Source organism: Elizabethkingia occulta (assembly GCF_002023715.1).
Taxonomy (GTDB): Bacteria; Bacteroidota; Bacteroidia; order Flavobacteriales; family Weeksellaceae; genus Elizabethkingia; species Elizabethkingia occulta.
Window position 1 is genome coordinate 82,787 of the sequence record NZ_MAHX01000018.1, and the last position, 17,236, is coordinate 100,022.

The following is a 17,236-nucleotide window of genomic DNA, read 5'->3' on the forward strand; positions in this document are numbered from 1 at the left end:
ATTAAGGTTTTTGTTTTTGTTCTAATTTAGCTTTGTCAGTTACTTTTATTTTCTTCTGCGGATTACCATAGTATACTAATTCTGCAGTATTTCCCAAATTTCCGTTTAGTTCATCATCCACTGAAAATTCTGAATAATTTCCATTTTTAGAAGTTATATTCAGATTATTAATGTACCAGTAAGGAGAAATAATACTCGCAGTGTCACTAATCGCAATATTTGCATCCAGCGTTCTGCCTAAAAGATTTGCTTTTGCCTTGTTAGTCATGGTTATATCTGCTTTATTAGCCAAAACAGAACCCATAAATTTAGCATTGTCTTTAATCTTCAGTTTAAATGCCGGCACCGACATCTGGCTGGAAATTGTAATATCTGTTGAATCTGCCATTGCTATACTTTCTAAGTTATTTTTAGAGTATAACATAATATTGTACATATCCACACCTTCTGTCTTGCTTTTCTCTGAAATATAAAGCGTTTTATCTTTTACTTCAATTTTAAGATTATCAAAGACATTTGGATAGGTTTCTACGGAAACCATATTTTTAGGATTTTGTACATAGAAAATTTTAAATTTTCCACTGACATCCAGTTTATTAAAATCCTGAACTGCTACATCTTTAGTTGCAATTTCGCCCTTAGGTTTTACCTTTGAACAAGAAACCAAACCGATGACAAGAAATACATAAAATAAGTTTTTCATCTGCGTTAAAATTGAAGTTTCAATTTAGTTATTTTTCAATTAAATTATCTCTTCAATATGATAATTTTTACGTTCACGATTAGTTCTGATCAACATCTCGCCAAGGAATCCGGCAATAAACAGCTGAGTTCCAAGCACCATCATTGTTAATGCGATATAGAACCAAGGGTTATCTGCAATCAGATGTCCATACATTCCTCTTGCAACATCTATTAGCTTAGAAATCCCCAACCATAAAGCTGAAAGAAAACCTATAATAAACATTACGGTACCTGCGGCACCAAAGAAATGCATTGGACGACCACCAAAACGGCTTACGAACCATAAAGTTATAAGATCTAAAAATCCTCTGATAAAACGGTTTGCACCAAATTTGGAAGTACCATAAGGACGCGCCTGGTGCTTTACTTCTTTTTCAGTGATATTTTTAAATCCTGCATGAGCTGCCAATACCGGAATATAACGGTGCATATCCCCGTATACATCTACAGTTTTAACAACTTGTTTTTTGTAAGCTTTCAATCCGCAGTTGAAATCGTGTAAGAAAACTCCCGAAACTTTCCTTGCCGAAGCATTGAATAATTTAGAAGGGATATTCTTGGTCATTACATTATCAAAACGCTTCTTTTTCCAGCCACTTACAATATCGTAATTCCCTTCTCTTAGTTTTTCTACCAGTCCAGGTATTTCTTCCGGGAAGTCCTGAAGGTCGGCATCCATAGTAATTACAACTTCGCCTTTAGCTTTTTCAAAAGCAGCATGTAAAGCCTGAGATTTACCATAATTACGGGTAAATCTTATAGCATGTACCTGCGGATGTGATGCAGAAAGCAGTTGTATAACGCCCCATGAATTGTCGGTAGAACCATCATCCACAAACCATACTTCATAAGAGAAATCATTCTCATTACATACATTGTCTATTCTGGAAAAAAGCTCTTCAAGAGATTGTTCTTCATTAAGAAGCGGGATAATAATAGAAAGATCCATTCAGTATTTTTAATTTTATTCGTAGCGCTTTTTGTTCTTCAAAAACGCTGCTATTACGATTGACAAAAGTAGATAAAATAACATAAAGCCTCCAAAAACGGCAGAAAGAAAACTGAATGAAAAATAATTTCTATTCTCCTTTATTGCAGCTTCTCTTGCAAGTTTTGCATCTTTATAATTTTTGTCTAATTCTCCCAATTTGCTCTGATCTTTAAGATGTACTGCTTCAGACTTTTGCTTAGCATAAGCTTCATCCAGATTGGTTAATTCGGTCTGAATATACTGATGGTTTAGTAAATCTCTGGCATCGGTATCTACATAATTAAGAAAAGCAAAAATGGACATTACAGAAAGAAATCCTCCTATAAATAATGTTACAAAAGCTTGCTTAAAAGCCTGCGGATAAGTTATTTTCCCGGCTCCTCTATACCAATATACAGAGAGAAATCCTCCAACTGCATACAAAAAAGGCATTCCAAATGCATTTACCTTCATAGAGGTACTATAATAACTGGCATTTGCAAAAAAATAGTACACTACAAAGAACGCCAACATGGTAATTCCGAACAACACTAACCCGATAGCTACAGGATTTTTCGTCATATTTTTAATAATAATAGATGTTGGAAGTCCGATTTCAGAAAAAAAATAATAAAAATATTAATTTATAAATCAGCTATTTATCCCATTTTACGGGGATCATTACACTTTTTTTCTTGGATCTTTCTTCCGGATTCGTAAATAATTTCTATATTTGCACTGGCAAGTCCTACACAACCAGCTCCTGAGAATCCTCCAGGGTGGGAACACAGCAAAGGTAATTGGTCGTAGCGGTGTGATGTAGGTAGCTTGCCATTTTTTATTTCTTAAAATTCAAATTCCTCACCCAGTTTCGGTAAAACCAACTCCACATTTTTCTCTTCAAAATGCTTCATTGCACTGTCGTGATTAATTGTAATTGGAGGAAAAGTATCGAAATGACATCCAATTACTTTCGGAGTTTTCAATAATTCGCCTGCAGCAAATGCAGCTTTTCTCGGACACATTGTATAATGACTTCCTACCGGCAGAATTGATAAATCGATTTTACCAAAAAGCCTTGGGAATAGTTCCATATCAGCCATTACCCCTGTATCACCTGCCAAGTACATATTTCTTCCTTCAGGAAGTCTGAAAATATAACCTACCGGTACACCACCATAAGTACCATCCGGAAAAGAACTGGTATGATGAGCCGGCACAATAGAGATCTTAAGATCTTCAACTTTTGCAGATCCTCCCAGGTTAATATCACATGTATTTTTCGCGTTTTTAAAATAACCGCATACTTCTGGCACCCCAATAATAGTTGCTTCCGGATAATGAGCCAATACCTCTTCCACATCCGCAATATGATCGCCATGTGCATGCGTTAACAAAATATAGTCAATTTTGTGTGCTTTAATATCAAATCCGGACTGTTCTTTCTGATAATTATAGAAAGGGTCTGAAAGGATATTTTTTCCTTTGTAAGTGAACAAAAAACAGTTTTGTCCTAAAAAAGTAAATTTCATATTCTCTTATTTTTTTATTTAAACAAATATTGATCTTATGAGTACTAAAAAATAATCTGCATTATCTACATACTTTTATTCCGTAATAGAAATAATAGTAAAAATTAAGCAGAAAAATATATTCAATAAAATCTGTATTACTAAAAGCCAGGCGTATGGATTAATCTTTTTTCTTAAAAGCAAGACCGAAACATACAAATTTCCTATTGCAACAAACATTAGAACAGAAGGGAAAATTTCAAGTTCCGAAATTGTTAACCCTTCTATAAATTCCCTTAATAATAAATAAAGGAAAATTAATCCAACCAGAACGGACAGAAAGAAAATTAATTTTATAGTAAGCCTTCTGCTCATTCTATTTCTCTTTATCTAATCAGGTTCAAACCTATCCCTGTAAGCAGGCTCATTGCAAAACACATAATAGCAACCTGCTTCAGGTAAGGATCCAGATTTCTTGGTTCTTTAGTCTCCATTATCCTTCTTCGTAAAGCCATTAAAGGCAGAAAAAGAATAATAAATATGTAGGCATAATAACTTCTGATTTCATACACCATCATATAGGTTAAAATCAGAATAAGAGGCAACTGTAACAAGATGATCTCGTAGATCATTGCCTTTTTAAAGCCCATTTTTAACGCAAGAGTATGCTTTCCGCTCTCTGCATCACTTTCTATATCCCGCATATTATTCAGGTTAAGAACAGCTACACTGAACAATCCTACAGCTGTTGCCGGTAAAATCATCTGCCAGTCGAACGTTTTAGTAAACAGATAGTAAGACCCCATTACAGACACAAGTCCGAAAAATATAAATACAAATACATCTCCCAGCCCCATGTAACCATAAGGTCTTTTTCCTACCGTATAACCAATTGCTGCAAAAATACAGGCAATCCCTAAACCTATGAAAACATAAAATGCCTGAATGTGCCCCGGAAAGAATGCTTTATACAACAATAAAACAGTAAAAGCCAATGACAAAACAGAAAACAAAATGACTGCATTACGCATTTGTTTCGCTGTTATTTTCCCCGAAGCCACGGCGCGGGCTTCTGCCTCTCCTACTCTCTTTTTATCTGTACCTTTTACACCATCACCGTAATCATTCGCATAATTAGATAACACCTGATACAAAAGCGTCACCACTAAAGCCAGTACAAAAACCCATACATCCCAGCTTTCTCCTACAGAATTAAGCTTCCATTTTGCAATAAGGGAACCTAAAATAATACCACTAAGGGAAAGTGGTAATGTTCGCAGACGAGCTGCTTTTATCCATTCAATCATAATATTTAGATATTAGATATTAGAGGTTAGAATTTGGTTATTTAAATCCAATTTCTAACCTCCAACTTCTTATTTTAAGAGATCCATTGATCTTCTCCAAAGTCTGGTTTTCTTTTTTCAAGGAAAGCATTTCTTCCTTCTTTAGCTTCATCTGTCATGTAAGCCAAACGGGTAGCTTCACCTGCAAAAACCTGCTGTCCAACCATACCATCATCAGTAAGGTTCATTGCAAATTTCAGCATACGAATAGAAGTTGGTGATTTCGCTAAAATTTCCTGTGCCCATTCATAAGCAGTATCTTCTAACTCGGCATGAGGAACAACTTTATTTACCATTCCCATCTCAAAAGCTTCCTGTGCAGAGTAATTTCTACCTAAGAAGAATATTTCACGAGCCTTTTTCTGCCCTACCATTTTAGCCAGGTATGCAGAACCATAACCACCATCGAAGCTGGTAACATCGGCATCTGTTTGTTTGAAAATAGCATGCTCTTCACTTGCTAAAGTAAGATCACATACAACGTGTAGTGAGTGTCCTCCACCTACAGCCCATCCCGGAACAACCGCGATAACAACTTTAGGCATGAAACGGATTAAACGTTGTACTTCCAGAATATTCAAACGATGTCTTCCATCTTCTCCAACATAACCCTGGTGGCCACGTGCTTTTTGATCTCCACCACTACAGAAAGCCCATCCACCATCTTTTGGACTTGGCCCTTCTCCGGATAGTAAAACTACCCCGATTGACGGATCTTCATATGCATCGTAAAAAGCATCATATAATTCTGAAGTTGTCTTTGGTCTGAAAGCGTTGCGGATTTCTGGTCTGTTGAAAGCTATCCTTGCTACACCATTACATTTTTTATAAGTAATATCTTCGTATTCTTTTGCGGTTTTCCACTCGATCATAGTCTGAAAAATTTTCCTCAAAGATACGGTTAAATTAGGAATTTTAAGAGTTGAACATCCACAATGATTTACTGTAATTTATAAAATTAATGTATTTTTGGTGATCCTTTTTCAAAACACAATTTATGAAGAAAACCTTGAGTTTCTTAATCACTGGCTTTAGTCTCTTTAGCTTTGCACAACAAATAATTTCCCCTGAAGCTGTCATCGGAATTTGGAAGCTTAAAGAAGCAGGGTTTTATGAGAATAATAAAAAAGTAAAAAAGGATTTTGATGCGTGCCGCCTGCAAAGACATTATATTATAAAAGCTGATGGAACAGCAATTTATAATTATTACGAAGGCTCCACTGGGGACTGTTACAAAAGTGATCCCAGAGAAACATACTGGAAAATTAATGAGGGAAAATTAGTTTTCTTTATCGGAAATGAAATATATCAGGAGGAAAAAATAACCAACTTTGACTCACAGAACATGATTTTCAACTCTATTCCGATGGATGCCGCTAATGAAAAAGATCCTGTTGTTGCAAAGATACTGCAAACAGTACACTATGAAAATTTGGAGAAAATAACAGAAGAGCAGCTGCAACAACAGCTACTCCACTGATTTTTTTTCTATTTTGTAAATTTTATACAAACCGGCATACTGAGTTTAATATCCTGATTTGTATTATTCAGTAAGCCTGTTTTAGCATCGATTTTAAAAACCTGAATCTGGTCGCTATCTCTGTTAGCTACCAATAACAATTTACCATTGGGGGTGATTGCAAAATTACGCGGATGAATACCCGTTGGCTGATACCCTACTTTTGTAAGCTTTCCATTTTTCTGATCAATCGAAAAAACAGCTAGTCCATCGCCTTTCAGTCTATTGGAAGCATACAGGAATTTCCCATTTGGGCTGATATGAATATCAGCACTGCCTTTTGCATTTAATGAATCTGCTTTTACAGTCTGGAATTCTTCCAGCGTACCATTTTTATAATTAAAAGCGATAACATCTCCGGAAATTTCCGTAATCAGATATGCATATTTTCTATTAGGGTGAAAAGCTAGGTGTCGCGGACCGGAACCATCTTTTACCTTAACCAAAGACGAATTATCAGATGCTAAAAGCTTTGAAGCATCTTTATTCACCTGATATTTATAGATTTTATCCGTACCAAGATCATCAGCAAACAGATACTTCCCTTCCGGTGAAAACGCTACATAATGAAGATGGGGCTGGGTTTGTCGTTCTTTATCGGTTCCGTTTCCGGAAAACACAATATTCTGTGAAGCATCACCCAAGCTTCCATTATTATTAATCGTATATTCCGTAATACTTCCGCCCATATAGTTAGCCGTTACAACATGCTTACCATCCGGGGATATATTAATATGACAAGGCGCTCCACCACCAGCAGGCTTACTATTGATAAAGCTTAGCTTACCAGTTTTTTTATCAAAAGAGAATGCATTGACCTTAGAATTCTGCTGATCTTCTTTTTCGGTAACGGTATAGACATAATTACCACTTTTACTAATAGCCAGATAAGAGGGATCTTCCACTGCGACTTCACTTACATATTTGGAAGCTCCTGTTTCCGTATTTAGCTTATATACATAAACACCTTTACTTCCCTTTGCTGTATATGTCCCGGCTAACATATACATTTCGTTATTAGTTTTTGTTTTCTGAGCACTACAATTACTACATATTACAACAGTAGAAGTAAGTACCAATAAACTTTTATAAATTGTATTCATTTTTAAATATATTACTGGATTTTCATTTTCAAAATCTTATTATTTCCTGCAAGAACTACAGTATTCTTATCCAGCCATTGACAAACATACAGATTTTTTTCTTCAGAAATAACTTTCCAGGTCTTTCCATAATCAGCAGAATAGCTAATATGCTGATCTCCTACTGCAATAATTTCTTTACCTCCCGATCCCGGTTTAATTTTAACACAAGTCATGTATCCCCCGTTTTTGCCGGAAGCTTGTATTTCCCAGGTTTTCCCGCCATCGGTTGTAGTCGCTATATTGTTCTGATTTTCTTTCTGCGCTGTATAATCTCCACCAACAGCAATTCCAAATTTATCTCCGTAAAAATCTATAGAATAGATTCCCTGAGACGATTTTCCCTGCACAAAAGGTGTATTAAAAATTTCCCATTTCTGAGTTTTCAGATTTTGTCTCAAAATTCTGGAAGACATACCTCCGGTGGCTATCCATAAATAATTTTCAGAAGATGCTATATTGGTATTACTTGCCGCAAATGCTGCCTCTCCTTTATTTAACTGCATTTTATAATCAGGGATAGCCCACTCCCCTTTTTTGTTCATCTGCGCCAGTTTCAGATTCAGACTTTCATCAGTATCACTAAATGCATATGCTGTTCCGCCTCCTGTAAAATGTAGGGCATCATAAAACGCCGTCGGTGCATTATCCTGAAAAATATTTTCTGCCTTCAGGCTTTGCTTTTCTATTCTGAAAAAGTTAGCAGGGCTTTCAATATTAATAGCATATAAATACTTTTTATCCTGAGCCAGCGTACGAAACTGAAGATTTTTATCAGAAAGCCGGATTTGTTTTTTATCCAATGTATCGTTTACGCTTACAAAACCAAACTTAGATTCTGTACCTGAATACCATACTTTACCGTTTGATACCTCCAGAGCGCGGATACTGATCTTATCTTTCAGTAAAGTAGTGAATTCAACCTGCTGGGAAAACCCCAGAAAAGAGACAGATAATAGTCCCAAAGACAATATTTTTCTCATAATAATTCAATAAAAAACCCGCCGGAGCGGGTTGCATTAATTAGTCTTCCGTTATTTTATCCGGATTATTTAGTTTACTATTATTTTTACCATAGAATATATAGACAAAAATACCAAGCACTAACCATCCTGCAGATAATTCCAAAGCGTGGGCACTAAGATTAAAAATCAGATAGATATTGATAATTACCCCTAATGCTACAACTAATTTGTAAGCAGGAACTTTGAATGGTCTGTTCAGGTTTGGTTCTTTTTTTCTCATTACCCATACTGCAATACATACCAGCGTAAAGGCGAACAGGGTTCCGAAACTGGTCATATCTGCCAGGGTAGAAATTGGTGTAAGTGCTGCTACAAAGGCTACAACCAATCCTAATATGATAATACCTTTGTATGGTGTTCTTGTTTTTGGATGAAGTTCTCCGAAGAATTTAGGAATCAATCCGTCTTTTGCCATACCGATAAAGATACGAGACTGCCCCATCATCATTACCATTACTACAGAGATCAATCCAACTGTAGCTGCAATCGTTACAATATTACTAGCCCAGTGTTTACCTGCAATTTCGAATGCATATGCTACAGGAGCTTTAATTGCCTCAGGATATTTTCCTGCCGGATTAAAGTCTGTATAATTCATCATCCCTGTTAGTACTAAAGACACACAAATGTATAATGCTGTACAGATTAATAATGATGTGATAATTGCAAAAGGAACATCCTTTTTAGGATTAATTGCCTCACCTGCCTGGGTAGAAACGGCATCGAAACCGATATATGCAAAGAATATTGCTGCAGCTCCGGAAATAATTCCTTTAATACCATAGGCCGACACCATCTTGTCCTCGGAGTTCTTAATCAGGGTTTCATCCGGAATAAAAGGTTTCCAGTTTTTCACACCATCTACTGCACTGTAAAGATCAGTATTAGAGAAGATTATATAAGCTCCGGAAATAATTACGAAAATTACAGCTGCCGTTTTTAATAATACAATTAGGTTATTTGCTCCCGCAGCTTCTTTAGTTCCTTTTACCAATAGCGCTGTAAGCAATAATACCAGAATAAATGCCGGTAAATTCATAGAGAAACCTGTTCCCGTATAACTTGCCGGATCCGATGTAAGATATGCCGGCAGATGTACTCCGAATATCTTTAGAAATTTAGTAAAATACCCGGACCAGCTTACTGCCACAGCCATACTCGCCATGGCATATTCCAGAATTAGACACCACCCCATAGCCCATGCAAAGATTTCACCTACAGTTCCGTAAGCATAAGCATACGCTGATCCCTCAACCGGGATTATAGATGCAAATTCTGCATAACATAATGCAGCAAAAACACAGGCTATTCCTGCAATAATAAAGGATATTGCCAGTGCAGGTCCTGCGTGATAATACGCTCCAGTTCCTGTAAGAACAAAGATTCCGCCGCCAATAATAGCGCCAACCCCTATTGCTGTTAAGCTCCATTTTCCAAGGACTTTTTTCAGTCCACTTTTCTTCATGTCTGCCTCGTAGGCACTAAGCGGCTTCTTTGCCCAAATACTCGCCATATATTTTTTCAGTTTTTCTTTTAGATTTACGAAAGTAGAAATTTTTTACAATATGTTAACATTTTTTTAGCAACAAAAACTCATTGTTTTTGCCTTTCCCCTTCTACATAAGACTAAAATGTAAATTTTCATTTTTTAGACATTCGTTGTAAACATAGACCGAAAAGCTCTACCTTTGGGCATTATGGACATTTTCAATTATCTTATTGACCCCTATCTCAGCTATTCGTGGCAACAAATATTACTGGAATCTATTGCCGCAATATTTGGCTTGTTAAGTGTCTATTTCTCGGCAAAGAAAAATATCTGGGTTTATCCTACTGGTATTATCAGTACCACTATATATGTGTATATCCTCTATCATTTTGGATTATGGGGAGATATGCTCATCAACTTTTATTACACCAGTATGAGTATTTATGGTTGGATTCAGTGGGCTAATAGCTCTGAAGACCATATTCATGTTGAAGTTTCCCGTGCTACAGAAAGAGAATGGGAAATTTGTACGATTCTTTTTGCCCTCAGCATGGCACTTGTAACACTTGTCTACTACTATAAGCCATACATTAACAATGGTTTTTCAATGATTGGCATCATTTTGGATTTAAGTCATTTAGACTGGGCTAATTATATGGATATTCTTACGACTTCTATATTTTTAGCAGGGATGTGGCTAATGGCGGAAAAGAAGGTAGAGAGCTGGTGGTTCTGGATTATAGGAGATCTGATATGTATTCCTATGATGATTTACAAAGAACTTGGTATAACAGCAATACAATACATTATCTTTACTATAATTTCCATACACGGTTACATGGACTGGTCAAAAAGCATTAAAGAGAAAGAGAAAAATAAATCAAACCAATTATATTAAACACATCATGAAACTTTTATCAAAAATAGCACTAAGCCTCTTCACTGTCGGAACTTTAGCTTCCTGCGGTGTTTATACTGACGGATATGGATATAACGACGGATATTATAACAATAATAGAAATCCATATTATGACGGAGGTTATTATATGAATAACGTATACTACAGTGGTCCTAACTATAATTACTATGGTCCCGGTGGCTACTGGGGGAATGATGGCTACTACTACAGAAGAGGTGTTTCCTATTATTATGATGGTGGAAGACCCTACTTCTATAATAATAACAGAAGAAAAATATACGTAGAGAAAAGAATTGTTTCCGGAAGAGATCAGAATAACGGATTCCGAAATAACAATTCATGGAACAATAATAACAGAGGAAACAGCTGGGGTAATACTAATAACAATAATGGATTCCGAAACAGCCAATACGGAAATGGTAACAACAATAACCAGGGTTACAGAGCCGAAAACAATGATGGCAGAAGAAGAGACAATGGTTTCCAGAATAACAACAATTACCAGCCACGTCCTGAAACTCGTGTAGAGACCCGTTCTAATAATAACATGAATAATAATGGTTTCAGAAATTCCGGATCTACAGAGCAAAGATCAGGAAATGAAAACAATGGATTCAATACCGGAGGAAGAAGATAATTTAAACATTCTTATACAAAAAACAGCCACATATTGTGGCTGTTTTTTGTATAAATTATTCACTAATTTCGCGTTATTAATTCGGGAACTATAACTACCAATTTTTATATATAACATTTATGGAATTTTATAAATATCAGGGAACAGGGAATGATTTCGTAATGGTTGATAACCGTGATCTTACCTTTCCAAAAAGCACTTCGCTTATAGCACAACTTTGCGACAGAAGATTCGGTATTGGCGGAGATGGCCTTATCCTTCTGGAGAATGATGATCAATACGATTTCCGGATGGTATATTACAATGCCGATGGTAATGAAAGTACTATGTGTGGTAATGGTGGCCGTTGTCTTGTTTCTTTTGCTCATTTTCTGAATATTTTTGAAGATAAAACAAGCTTTATGGCTATTGACGGCCTGCATGAAGCAGAGGTAAACGGAGATCTGGTAAAATTAAAAATGATTGATGTAGAAGACATTAATACTTTCCCTGAATATACGGTAATGAATACAGGCTCACCTCACTATGTAGCATTTGTAGAAGATGTAGAAGATATGGATGTTTATTTAGAAGGAAAAAAAATAAGAAACAACGAAACTTTCAAAAAAGAGGGCATCAATGTAAACTTTGTAACACAAACTTCTGAAAACGAACTATTTGTAAGAACTTTTGAAAGAGGTGTAGAAGATGAAACTTACAGTTGCGGAACAGGAGTTACAGCATCTGCTTTAACTTTTATGCAAAATCATAATCAAACCCCTGTCCATATCAAGGTTCTTGGAGGAACATTGAAAGTATATGCGGAAAAAGCTGAAAAAGGCTTCCGTAATATATGGCTAGAAGGTCCTGCGAAACAGGTATTTAAGGGTAATTTAGAAGTAAAATAACAGCATTATGAAGAAAGTAGTTTTAATTGCAGCACTTGCTATCGTCTCGGTAGCAGGCTTCTTCGGCTGGAAATTTTACAAAAAAAATTACGGAAGCAATGTGAAAAAGTCCGGATTTATTCTGGTGCCTCACAATGCAACATTCCAGCAGGTAACAGATTCTCTGAAACCATACCTGAATGATACTGAAAGCTTTACTCAAATTGCAAAATCCAAAGGTTTGGAGAGTAAGATAAAAGCCGGACGTTATGAAATTAAAGAAGGTGCAGACAATGCTCAACTTATCAACATGATTAAGGCGGGATTGCAAACCGAGAATACCTTCAGAATAAAGGATTTCGATGATGTATATCAGATGATTGGCCGTGTATCCCGAAAAACGGAAGTGGACTCTTTAACTTTTGTAAAGGCATTTAATGTAATTGCCCGCCAGAAAGGACTGAATAATGCGGAAGATCTGAAGCCCTATTTCTTTTCAGATACTTATAATTTTTACTGGACAGTAACACCTGAAGATTTTTTCAAAAAATTTGAAAGTCTTTATAATGACTTCTGGACTCCCGAGAATCTTGCAAAAGAAAAGAATTTAGGCCTTAGCCGTACTCAGGTTTATGCATTAGCTTCTATTGTTCAGAAAGAATCCGGTGGAAAACCCGATGAACAAAAAAGAATTGCTGGTTTATATCTGAACCGTTACCGCAAAGGAATGAAACTACAAAGTGATCCTACGGTAATTTATGCTATAAACAAAGATGCCAATTTCACTAAGTCGATTAAACGAGTCTATTACAAAGACCTTACCGTAGACTCTCCTTATAACACCTATAAAAACATAGGTATCCCGCCGGGTCCTATTTGCCTGGTCAACAAATCTTCGGTAGAAAATGTTCTGAATGCAGAAAGCAATGATTATATATTTATGGTAGCCGATCCTTCCAGGCCAGGCTTACATAAATTCACCAATAATCCTGAAGAGCATGTTCAGAATGCCAAAATTTACCAGGACTGGCTGAATAAAAAAGAAATTAAATAATGATAAAAACTGAAATCAAACAGAGAATTGTAACCCGAACATTAGGCTTAACGCTCGCATTTAGTGCAGCAGCTTTTGCCTTTGCTCAACAACAGAAAGTAGCTGTATCCGGAAAGATAACTGATAAAAACGGTGCAGCTGTTCCTTATGCTTCTATTACATTTGCTAACAAAACAAATAATGCGTTATCTGATGGCAGCATGACGGATGATAAAGGAAACTACTCTCTTAATCTTACTCCCGGAACTTACTCCTTACAGGTAGAAACACCAGGATTTAAGACATTTCAGACAGAAAAAACAATAACTGCTGCCGGAAACATTGGCAGTGTTCAAATAGAGGCTCTGAAAGGTCAGGAAGCTGTAGATAGTAAGACCAAGAGTATACAAGGTGTTACCATTACTGCTGCTGCATCTAAGCCTTACAAGGTTGAGCTTGATAAAAAAACCTATGACCCATCAACCGACCTTATTAGTAAAGGTGGTACATTACAAGATGTACTAACCAATGTTCCTTCAGTATCTGTAGATACAGACGGAACAGTTTCTATGAGAGGAAATACCAATGTGAAGTTCTTAATCAATGGTAAGCCGTCTTCACTTTTAGGTATTGACGATGGCGCGAATGCTCTACAAAGTATTCCTGCAGATCAGATTGAAAAAATAGAAGTTATTACGAATCCTTCTTCTAAATTTGAAGCATCGGGTACATCAGGTATCTTAAATATCATCCTTAAGAAAAATAAAAAAGTTGGTTTCAATGGTAGTGTTACCGGAACTCTAGGTTATATGCCAAGAACCGCATTAAATGCCAATTTAAGCTGGAGAAAAAACAACTGGACCTGGTTTTTAAATGGTGGCGGTGGTTACACAGAGAGTAAAGGTAGAAATGAAACGGAAACAACCTATCACAATATTGTTCTTCCAGAAATCCCTCCTGGTCTAGCAACCCAACCTAATGATATATCATCATATCAGTCACAAAATTCTAACAACAAGACTTATAATAATAACTATAACGCAACCGGAGGTTTTGTTTATGATATTTCAGATAAAACATCTTTAAGTTTATCAGGTGTAGTACGAACTTTTGAAGGCGATAACAGAGAACCTTTAAATACTTATAATGAGTTTTACAGAGCTAACCGCAGTACACTTAATTGGGATTTTATGAATTCATTAGGTACCAGAACCTCTGTTGGAAGGAGCAATAACCTTGCTTTTCAGGGGGATTTAGGATTAGATCATAAATTTAATACCAACGGACATAATCTATCTTTAGCACTAAGTGTACAAAGAAATCGCAGTAACAACTACTCTGACATCACTGAAACACTAGATTCTGCCTTAGTAAGCCACGATAACACTGAAAGAAAATCGGTTACGAAAACGATTATTGGTAAAGCAGATTACGAATTACCAATTGGTGAAAATTCGAAATTGGAAGCTGGTTACCGATTGGATGTAAATAAGAATGATTATAACAATATTGTGAATACTACTGCAACCAATCAGTTGATTCCAAATTATAATAATACAACGGATTATCAGGAAGTTTTCAATGCTTTTTATGTTCAGTTCAAAAGTAAAGTTGGTAATTTCGGATACCAGCTTGGGCTGAGAGATGAACTTTCTAATGTAAAAATCGATTATAGTAATCTTGCAGGGACCAATATTAATAAGACCAAAAATTATAATAATCTATTCCCTAGTATATTCTTAAGCTATGATGTGGCAAAGAATAATCAGATTTTGGTAAATTACTCCCGTAGGATCGACAGACCAAGAGCTTTCTTCATGGTACCTTTCCCTAATTATAGCAACAATCAGAATATCTTTGAAGGAAATATAGATCTTAACCCATCTTATGTAGACTCTTTTGAAGTTGGTTACAGTATTCAGAAAAAGAAATTTACGGTGAATCCTACTCTGTATTACAGCCGCACTACAGACGATGATAAAATGTTGGTATACAGACCAGATGAAAGGCTGAATGTCTTCTATACCAAGCCTATAAATCTTGGGACTAGTGATCGTTATGGTTTGGATCTTAATTTCACTTACGATCCCTTATCATGGTTAAAATTCATGGGTAGTTTAGACTTGTTTGGGTATAAAACTACAGGTATAGCGTCTTATAATACTATAGATAAAGTCACACTGCAACCTAAAGTAGGAACAATGGATTTTACCGGAAGTGGCTTCTCTACACGTGCCAGACTAAATACAACTTTCAAGCTGGACAAAACCCTAAGTGTACAGCTACAGGGACAATACAGAGGTGCACAAAAGACAGCAAGCCAGAACAGATCAGATATGTATTCTCTTAACCTGGGAGCTTCTAAAACAATCTGGAATGGTGACGGGACTATTACGTTTAACATTCAGGATGTATTTAATACCAGAAGAATGGAGTCTTTCACCTTTAATGATGATTTTACAAGACGTAATTATATGCAGTGGCAGCCAAGACAGTTTTCCATATCTTTGTCTTACCGCTTCAAACAGGGTGAGAAAGTTGATCAGCCTAAAAGAAAAAAAGACATCAACAATAATTACGATGGTGGTGACGAGCAAGGCGGACCAATGTAAAAAATATGAAAAAAACAATTGTTATAATTTTAGCATTTAGTACAATGGCTTGTACTTCCAGAAGTATGAAAGGGCCACGGCCTGAAAACTGGGCAACAAAAGTTACAGAAAAGCCTTTCCACAATCTGCATAAAGTTAGCGACAGCATTTATAGAAGTGAAAAGCCCGATAATGCGGGCTTTCACTTTTTCCAGGAAAAACAGATGGAGTCTGTTCTGGATCTGAGACGCCAGCACAAAGATCTTATTGCTGTAGAAGGAAGCTCATATAAAGGCAAATTGTATAGTGTTCCGATGAAAGCATCACAGATGTCGGATAAAGACATAATTGAAGCTTTAAGAATACTAAAAACAGCTCCTAAGCCTATTGTAGTACATTGCGCACATGGAAGTGACAGAACCGGAGTTACAATAGCTATGTACCGCATTATTTTCCAGAATTGGAGCAAAGATCAGGCTATCGAAGAGATGAAACGCGGTGGCTACAATTACCACTGGTTTTATCCGGGTTTAATTACTTATATCCAAAATGCAGATATAAATCATATTAAAGAACAGGTATTTAAATAGCTATTTTTATTTGTACTTATTCTAAATTAATTTATATTTGCAACATGAAATCTAACATTATCCCTTTCAGAGTTGCTCCATTAGCACCAGCATTTAATCATACAGAAGAAATGTACTGTGACAAGAAAAAATGTTGTAAAAAATTCAAAACAGGAAAACGCTGCAAAAAATGCCCGGGTCGCCTGAAAATGGCTTAATGCTTTTTCAATAGCAAATAAAGAATAACTAAAATAACAGCTGCCGCTGCTATCCCCCATTTTATATAAACCGGAAGCTGTTCATCTGCTTCATCTGCTTTTCTTACCTCAACTGCTTTTTCTTCAGCTACTGGGTATTCTTCTCTTTCTACTTCAAAAACTTCTGTAATGGTAATGCCATTCGCAACTGTTTTATTCAACAGTGTATTTGTCGCGTTCAGTATAAGCTGAAACCTTCCTTCGGCATCAAAATCATTGACAATAAATTTCTTTTCTCCATAAGCCTTTTCCAGTCCAAACGGGTGAATTTTCACTACATCGGCATCAAAAGTCTGCCAGGTAATAATAATTTCTTCTCCTTTTACCACACGAATCTTGTTCGCATGAAAAGACTTTATGCGTGGAGGCAGATTAGATTTCGCATTTTTCTGTTCAAGACTCAGAAGATGATCGTAGGTTCTGCGCCGATCTTCGTCACTTAGTGTATTGTAGGCTTCCTGTACTTCTCTAAAGCGATTTTCGAAAAAAGGATCATTATCACTTTTATCAGGATGATACTTTAGAGATAATTTACGATAAGCCTTCCTGACGTCTTCGTCTGAAGCGTCAACAGAAATACCGAGAAAGTAGTAATAGTCCTTCACAATGGGAATTGTG

The 17,236-nt window shown here is 36.2% G+C and carries 18 protein-coding genes and 1 other RNA gene; 9 read left to right on the top strand and 10 right to left on the bottom strand.

Annotated elements, in window-relative coordinates; genetic code table 11:
• Position 1 precedes the first annotated feature (1 nt).
• From BAZ10_RS14440 to BAZ10_RS14450, 3 genes are read right to left on the bottom strand one after another with little or no spacing between them, the layout of a single operon-like run.
• Positions 2-703, bottom strand: a complete 702-nt coding sequence (locus BAZ10_RS14440; protein WP_078772634.1) for a GIN domain-containing protein — start codon at positions 701-703, stop codon at positions 2-4.
• 39 nt (positions 704-742) lie between these two features.
• Positions 743-1,693, bottom strand: a complete 951-nt coding sequence (locus BAZ10_RS14445) for a glycosyltransferase family 2 protein (protein ID WP_065082666.1) — start codon at positions 1,691-1,693, stop codon at positions 743-745.
• Positions 1,694-1,708: 15 nt separating this feature from the next.
• A complete protein-coding gene (locus BAZ10_RS14450) occupies positions 1,709-2,296 on the bottom strand; it encodes a DUF4199 domain-containing protein (RefSeq protein ID WP_078772635.1) in 588 nt (195 codons plus the stop codon).
• A 157-nt stretch (positions 2,297-2,453) separates the two neighbouring features.
• Here BAZ10_RS14450 and ffs point away from each other — a divergent pair.
• An RNA gene (gene ffs, locus BAZ10_RS14455) (signal recognition particle sRNA small type) lies at positions 2,454-2,551 on the top strand.
• A gap of 8 nt (positions 2,552-2,559) precedes the next feature.
• Here ffs and BAZ10_RS14460 read toward each other — a convergent pair.
• The 3 genes from BAZ10_RS14460 to BAZ10_RS14475 all read right to left on the bottom strand — a co-directional run bounded on the left by BAZ10_RS14460 (position 2,560) and on the right by BAZ10_RS14475 (position 5,443).
• Positions 2,560-3,246 (bottom strand): metal-dependent hydrolase, encoded by a 687-nt coding sequence (locus BAZ10_RS14460; RefSeq protein WP_078772636.1) that lies wholly within the window; start codon positions 3,244-3,246, stop codon positions 2,560-2,562.
• A gap of 365 nt (positions 3,247-3,611) precedes the next feature.
• Positions 3,612-4,532, bottom strand: a complete 921-nt coding sequence (menA, locus tag BAZ10_RS14470) for a 1,4-dihydroxy-2-naphthoate octaprenyltransferase (protein WP_078772638.1) — start codon at positions 4,530-4,532, stop codon at positions 3,612-3,614.
• Positions 4,533-4,606: 74 nt separating this feature from the next.
• Entirely contained in the window at positions 4,607-5,443 is an 837-nt protein-coding gene (locus BAZ10_RS14475; protein WP_016198645.1) for a 1,4-dihydroxy-2-naphthoyl-CoA synthase, read from the bottom strand.
• 125 nt (positions 5,444-5,568) lie between these two features.
• Here BAZ10_RS14475 and BAZ10_RS14480 point away from each other — a divergent pair, with 125 nt between their 5' ends.
• Positions 5,569-6,051 (top strand): lipocalin-like domain-containing protein, encoded by a 483-nt coding sequence (locus BAZ10_RS14480; RefSeq protein WP_078772639.1) that lies wholly within the window; start codon positions 5,569-5,571, stop codon positions 6,049-6,051.
• An 8-nt stretch (positions 6,052-6,059) separates the two neighbouring features.
• Here the strand turns inward: BAZ10_RS14480 and BAZ10_RS14485 are convergent, their stop codons facing one another.
• The 3 genes from BAZ10_RS14485 to BAZ10_RS14495 are packed head-to-tail and all read right to left on the bottom strand — an operon-like array spanning position 6,060 to position 9,770.
• Entirely contained in the window at positions 6,060-7,193 is a 1,134-nt protein-coding gene (locus tag BAZ10_RS14485; RefSeq protein WP_078772640.1) for a lactonase family protein, read from the bottom strand.
• A gap of 11 nt (positions 7,194-7,204) precedes the next feature.
• Entirely contained in the window at positions 7,205-8,215 is a 1,011-nt protein-coding gene (locus tag BAZ10_RS14490) for a WD40/YVTN/BNR-like repeat-containing protein (RefSeq protein WP_165689650.1), read from the bottom strand.
• A gap of 40 nt (positions 8,216-8,255) precedes the next feature.
• Complete coding sequence (locus BAZ10_RS14495; RefSeq protein WP_059156296.1) at positions 8,256-9,770, bottom strand: amino acid permease; 1,515 nt, start codon at positions 9,768-9,770, stop codon at positions 8,256-8,258.
• 184 nt (positions 9,771-9,954) lie between these two features.
• Between BAZ10_RS14495 and pnuC the strand changes: the two genes are divergently transcribed.
• The 7 genes from pnuC to BAZ10_RS19095 all read left to right on the top strand — a co-directional run bounded on the left by pnuC (position 9,955) and on the right by BAZ10_RS19095 (position 16,579).
• Positions 9,955-10,644: a nicotinamide riboside transporter PnuC gene (gene pnuC / locus BAZ10_RS14500; protein ID WP_078772641.1), complete on the top strand. Its 690-nt coding sequence runs from the start codon at positions 9,955-9,957 to the stop codon at positions 10,642-10,644.
• Positions 10,645-10,651: 7 nt separating this feature from the next.
• Positions 10,652-11,302: a translation initiation factor IF-2 gene (locus tag BAZ10_RS14505; RefSeq protein ID WP_078772642.1), complete on the top strand. Its 651-nt coding sequence runs from the start codon at positions 10,652-10,654 to the stop codon at positions 11,300-11,302.
• A 119-nt stretch (positions 11,303-11,421) separates the two neighbouring features.
• Positions 11,422-12,189 carry a diaminopimelate epimerase gene (dapF, locus tag BAZ10_RS14510; protein ID WP_078772643.1) on the top strand — a complete coding sequence of 256 codons (768 nt, stop codon included), beginning with the start codon at positions 11,422-11,424 and terminating at the stop codon, positions 12,187-12,189.
• A gap of 7 nt (positions 12,190-12,196) precedes the next feature.
• Entirely contained in the window at positions 12,197-13,222 is a 1,026-nt protein-coding gene (mltG, locus tag BAZ10_RS14515; protein ID WP_078772644.1) for an endolytic transglycosylase MltG, read from the top strand.
• On the top strand, positions 13,222-15,813 hold the full coding sequence (locus BAZ10_RS14520) for a TonB-dependent receptor (protein ID WP_078772645.1): 2,592 nt from the start codon (positions 13,222-13,224) through the stop codon (positions 15,811-15,813). Before mltG ends, BAZ10_RS14520 begins: the two co-directional genes overlap by 1 nt.
• Positions 15,814-15,818: 5 nt before the next feature.
• Positions 15,819-16,382 carry a tyrosine-protein phosphatase gene (locus tag BAZ10_RS14525; RefSeq protein WP_078772646.1) on the top strand — a complete coding sequence of 188 codons (564 nt, stop codon included), beginning with the start codon at positions 15,819-15,821 and terminating at the stop codon, positions 16,380-16,382.
• Between the two features lie 44 nt (positions 16,383-16,426).
• Positions 16,427-16,579, top strand: a complete 153-nt coding sequence (locus BAZ10_RS19095; protein WP_164474698.1) for a hypothetical protein — start codon at positions 16,427-16,429, stop codon at positions 16,577-16,579.
• Here the strand turns inward: BAZ10_RS19095 and BAZ10_RS14530 are convergent.
• Entirely contained in the window at positions 16,576-17,223 is a 648-nt protein-coding gene (locus BAZ10_RS14530) for a J domain-containing protein (protein WP_078772647.1), read from the bottom strand. The genes BAZ10_RS19095 and BAZ10_RS14530 overlap by 4 nt on opposite strands.
• Positions 17,224-17,236: the final 13 nt, after the last annotated feature.

Bases quoted from the DNA above. Each gene is read 5' to 3' on its own strand.
- BAZ10_RS14440 (WP_078772634.1), bottom strand. From the start codon at position 703: ATGAAAAACTTATTTTATGTATTTCTTGTCATCGGTTTGGTTTCTTGT.
- BAZ10_RS14445 (WP_065082666.1), bottom strand. From the start codon at position 1,693: ATGGATCTTTCTATTATTATCCCGCTTCTTAATGAAGAACAATCTCTT.
- BAZ10_RS14450 (WP_078772635.1), bottom strand. From the start codon at position 2,296: ATGACGAAAAATCCTGTAGCTATCGGGTTAGTGTTGTTCGGAATTACC.
- BAZ10_RS14460 (WP_078772636.1), bottom strand. From the start codon at position 3,246: ATGAAATTTACTTTTTTAGGACAAAACTGTTTTTTGTTCACTTACAAA.
- menA (WP_078772638.1), bottom strand. From the start codon at position 4,532: ATGATTGAATGGATAAAAGCAGCTCGTCTGCGAACATTACCACTTTCC.
- BAZ10_RS14475 (WP_016198645.1), bottom strand. From the start codon at position 5,443: ATGATCGAGTGGAAAACCGCAAAAGAATACGAAGATATTACTTATAAA.
- BAZ10_RS14480 (WP_078772639.1), top strand. From the start codon at position 5,569: ATGAAGAAAACCTTGAGTTTCTTAATCACTGGCTTTAGTCTCTTTAGC.
- BAZ10_RS14485 (WP_078772640.1), bottom strand. From the start codon at position 7,193: ATGAATACAATTTATAAAAGTTTATTGGTACTTACTTCTACTGTTGTA.
- BAZ10_RS14490 (WP_165689650.1), bottom strand. From the start codon at position 8,215: ATGAGAAAAATATTGTCTTTGGGACTATTATCTGTCTCTTTTCTGGGG.
- BAZ10_RS14495 (WP_059156296.1), bottom strand. From the start codon at position 9,770: ATGGCGAGTATTTGGGCAAAGAAGCCGCTTAGTGCCTACGAGGCAGAC.
- pnuC (WP_078772641.1), top strand. From the start codon at position 9,955: ATGGACATTTTCAATTATCTTATTGACCCCTATCTCAGCTATTCGTGG.
- BAZ10_RS14505 (WP_078772642.1), top strand. From the start codon at position 10,652: ATGAAACTTTTATCAAAAATAGCACTAAGCCTCTTCACTGTCGGAACT.
- dapF (WP_078772643.1), top strand. From the start codon at position 11,422: ATGGAATTTTATAAATATCAGGGAACAGGGAATGATTTCGTAATGGTT.
- mltG (WP_078772644.1), top strand. From the start codon at position 12,197: ATGAAGAAAGTAGTTTTAATTGCAGCACTTGCTATCGTCTCGGTAGCA.
- BAZ10_RS14520 (WP_078772645.1), top strand. From the start codon at position 13,222: ATGATAAAAACTGAAATCAAACAGAGAATTGTAACCCGAACATTAGGC.
- BAZ10_RS14525 (WP_078772646.1), top strand. From the start codon at position 15,819: ATGAAAAAAACAATTGTTATAATTTTAGCATTTAGTACAATGGCTTGT.
- BAZ10_RS19095 (WP_164474698.1), top strand. From the start codon at position 16,427: ATGAAATCTAACATTATCCCTTTCAGAGTTGCTCCATTAGCACCAGCA.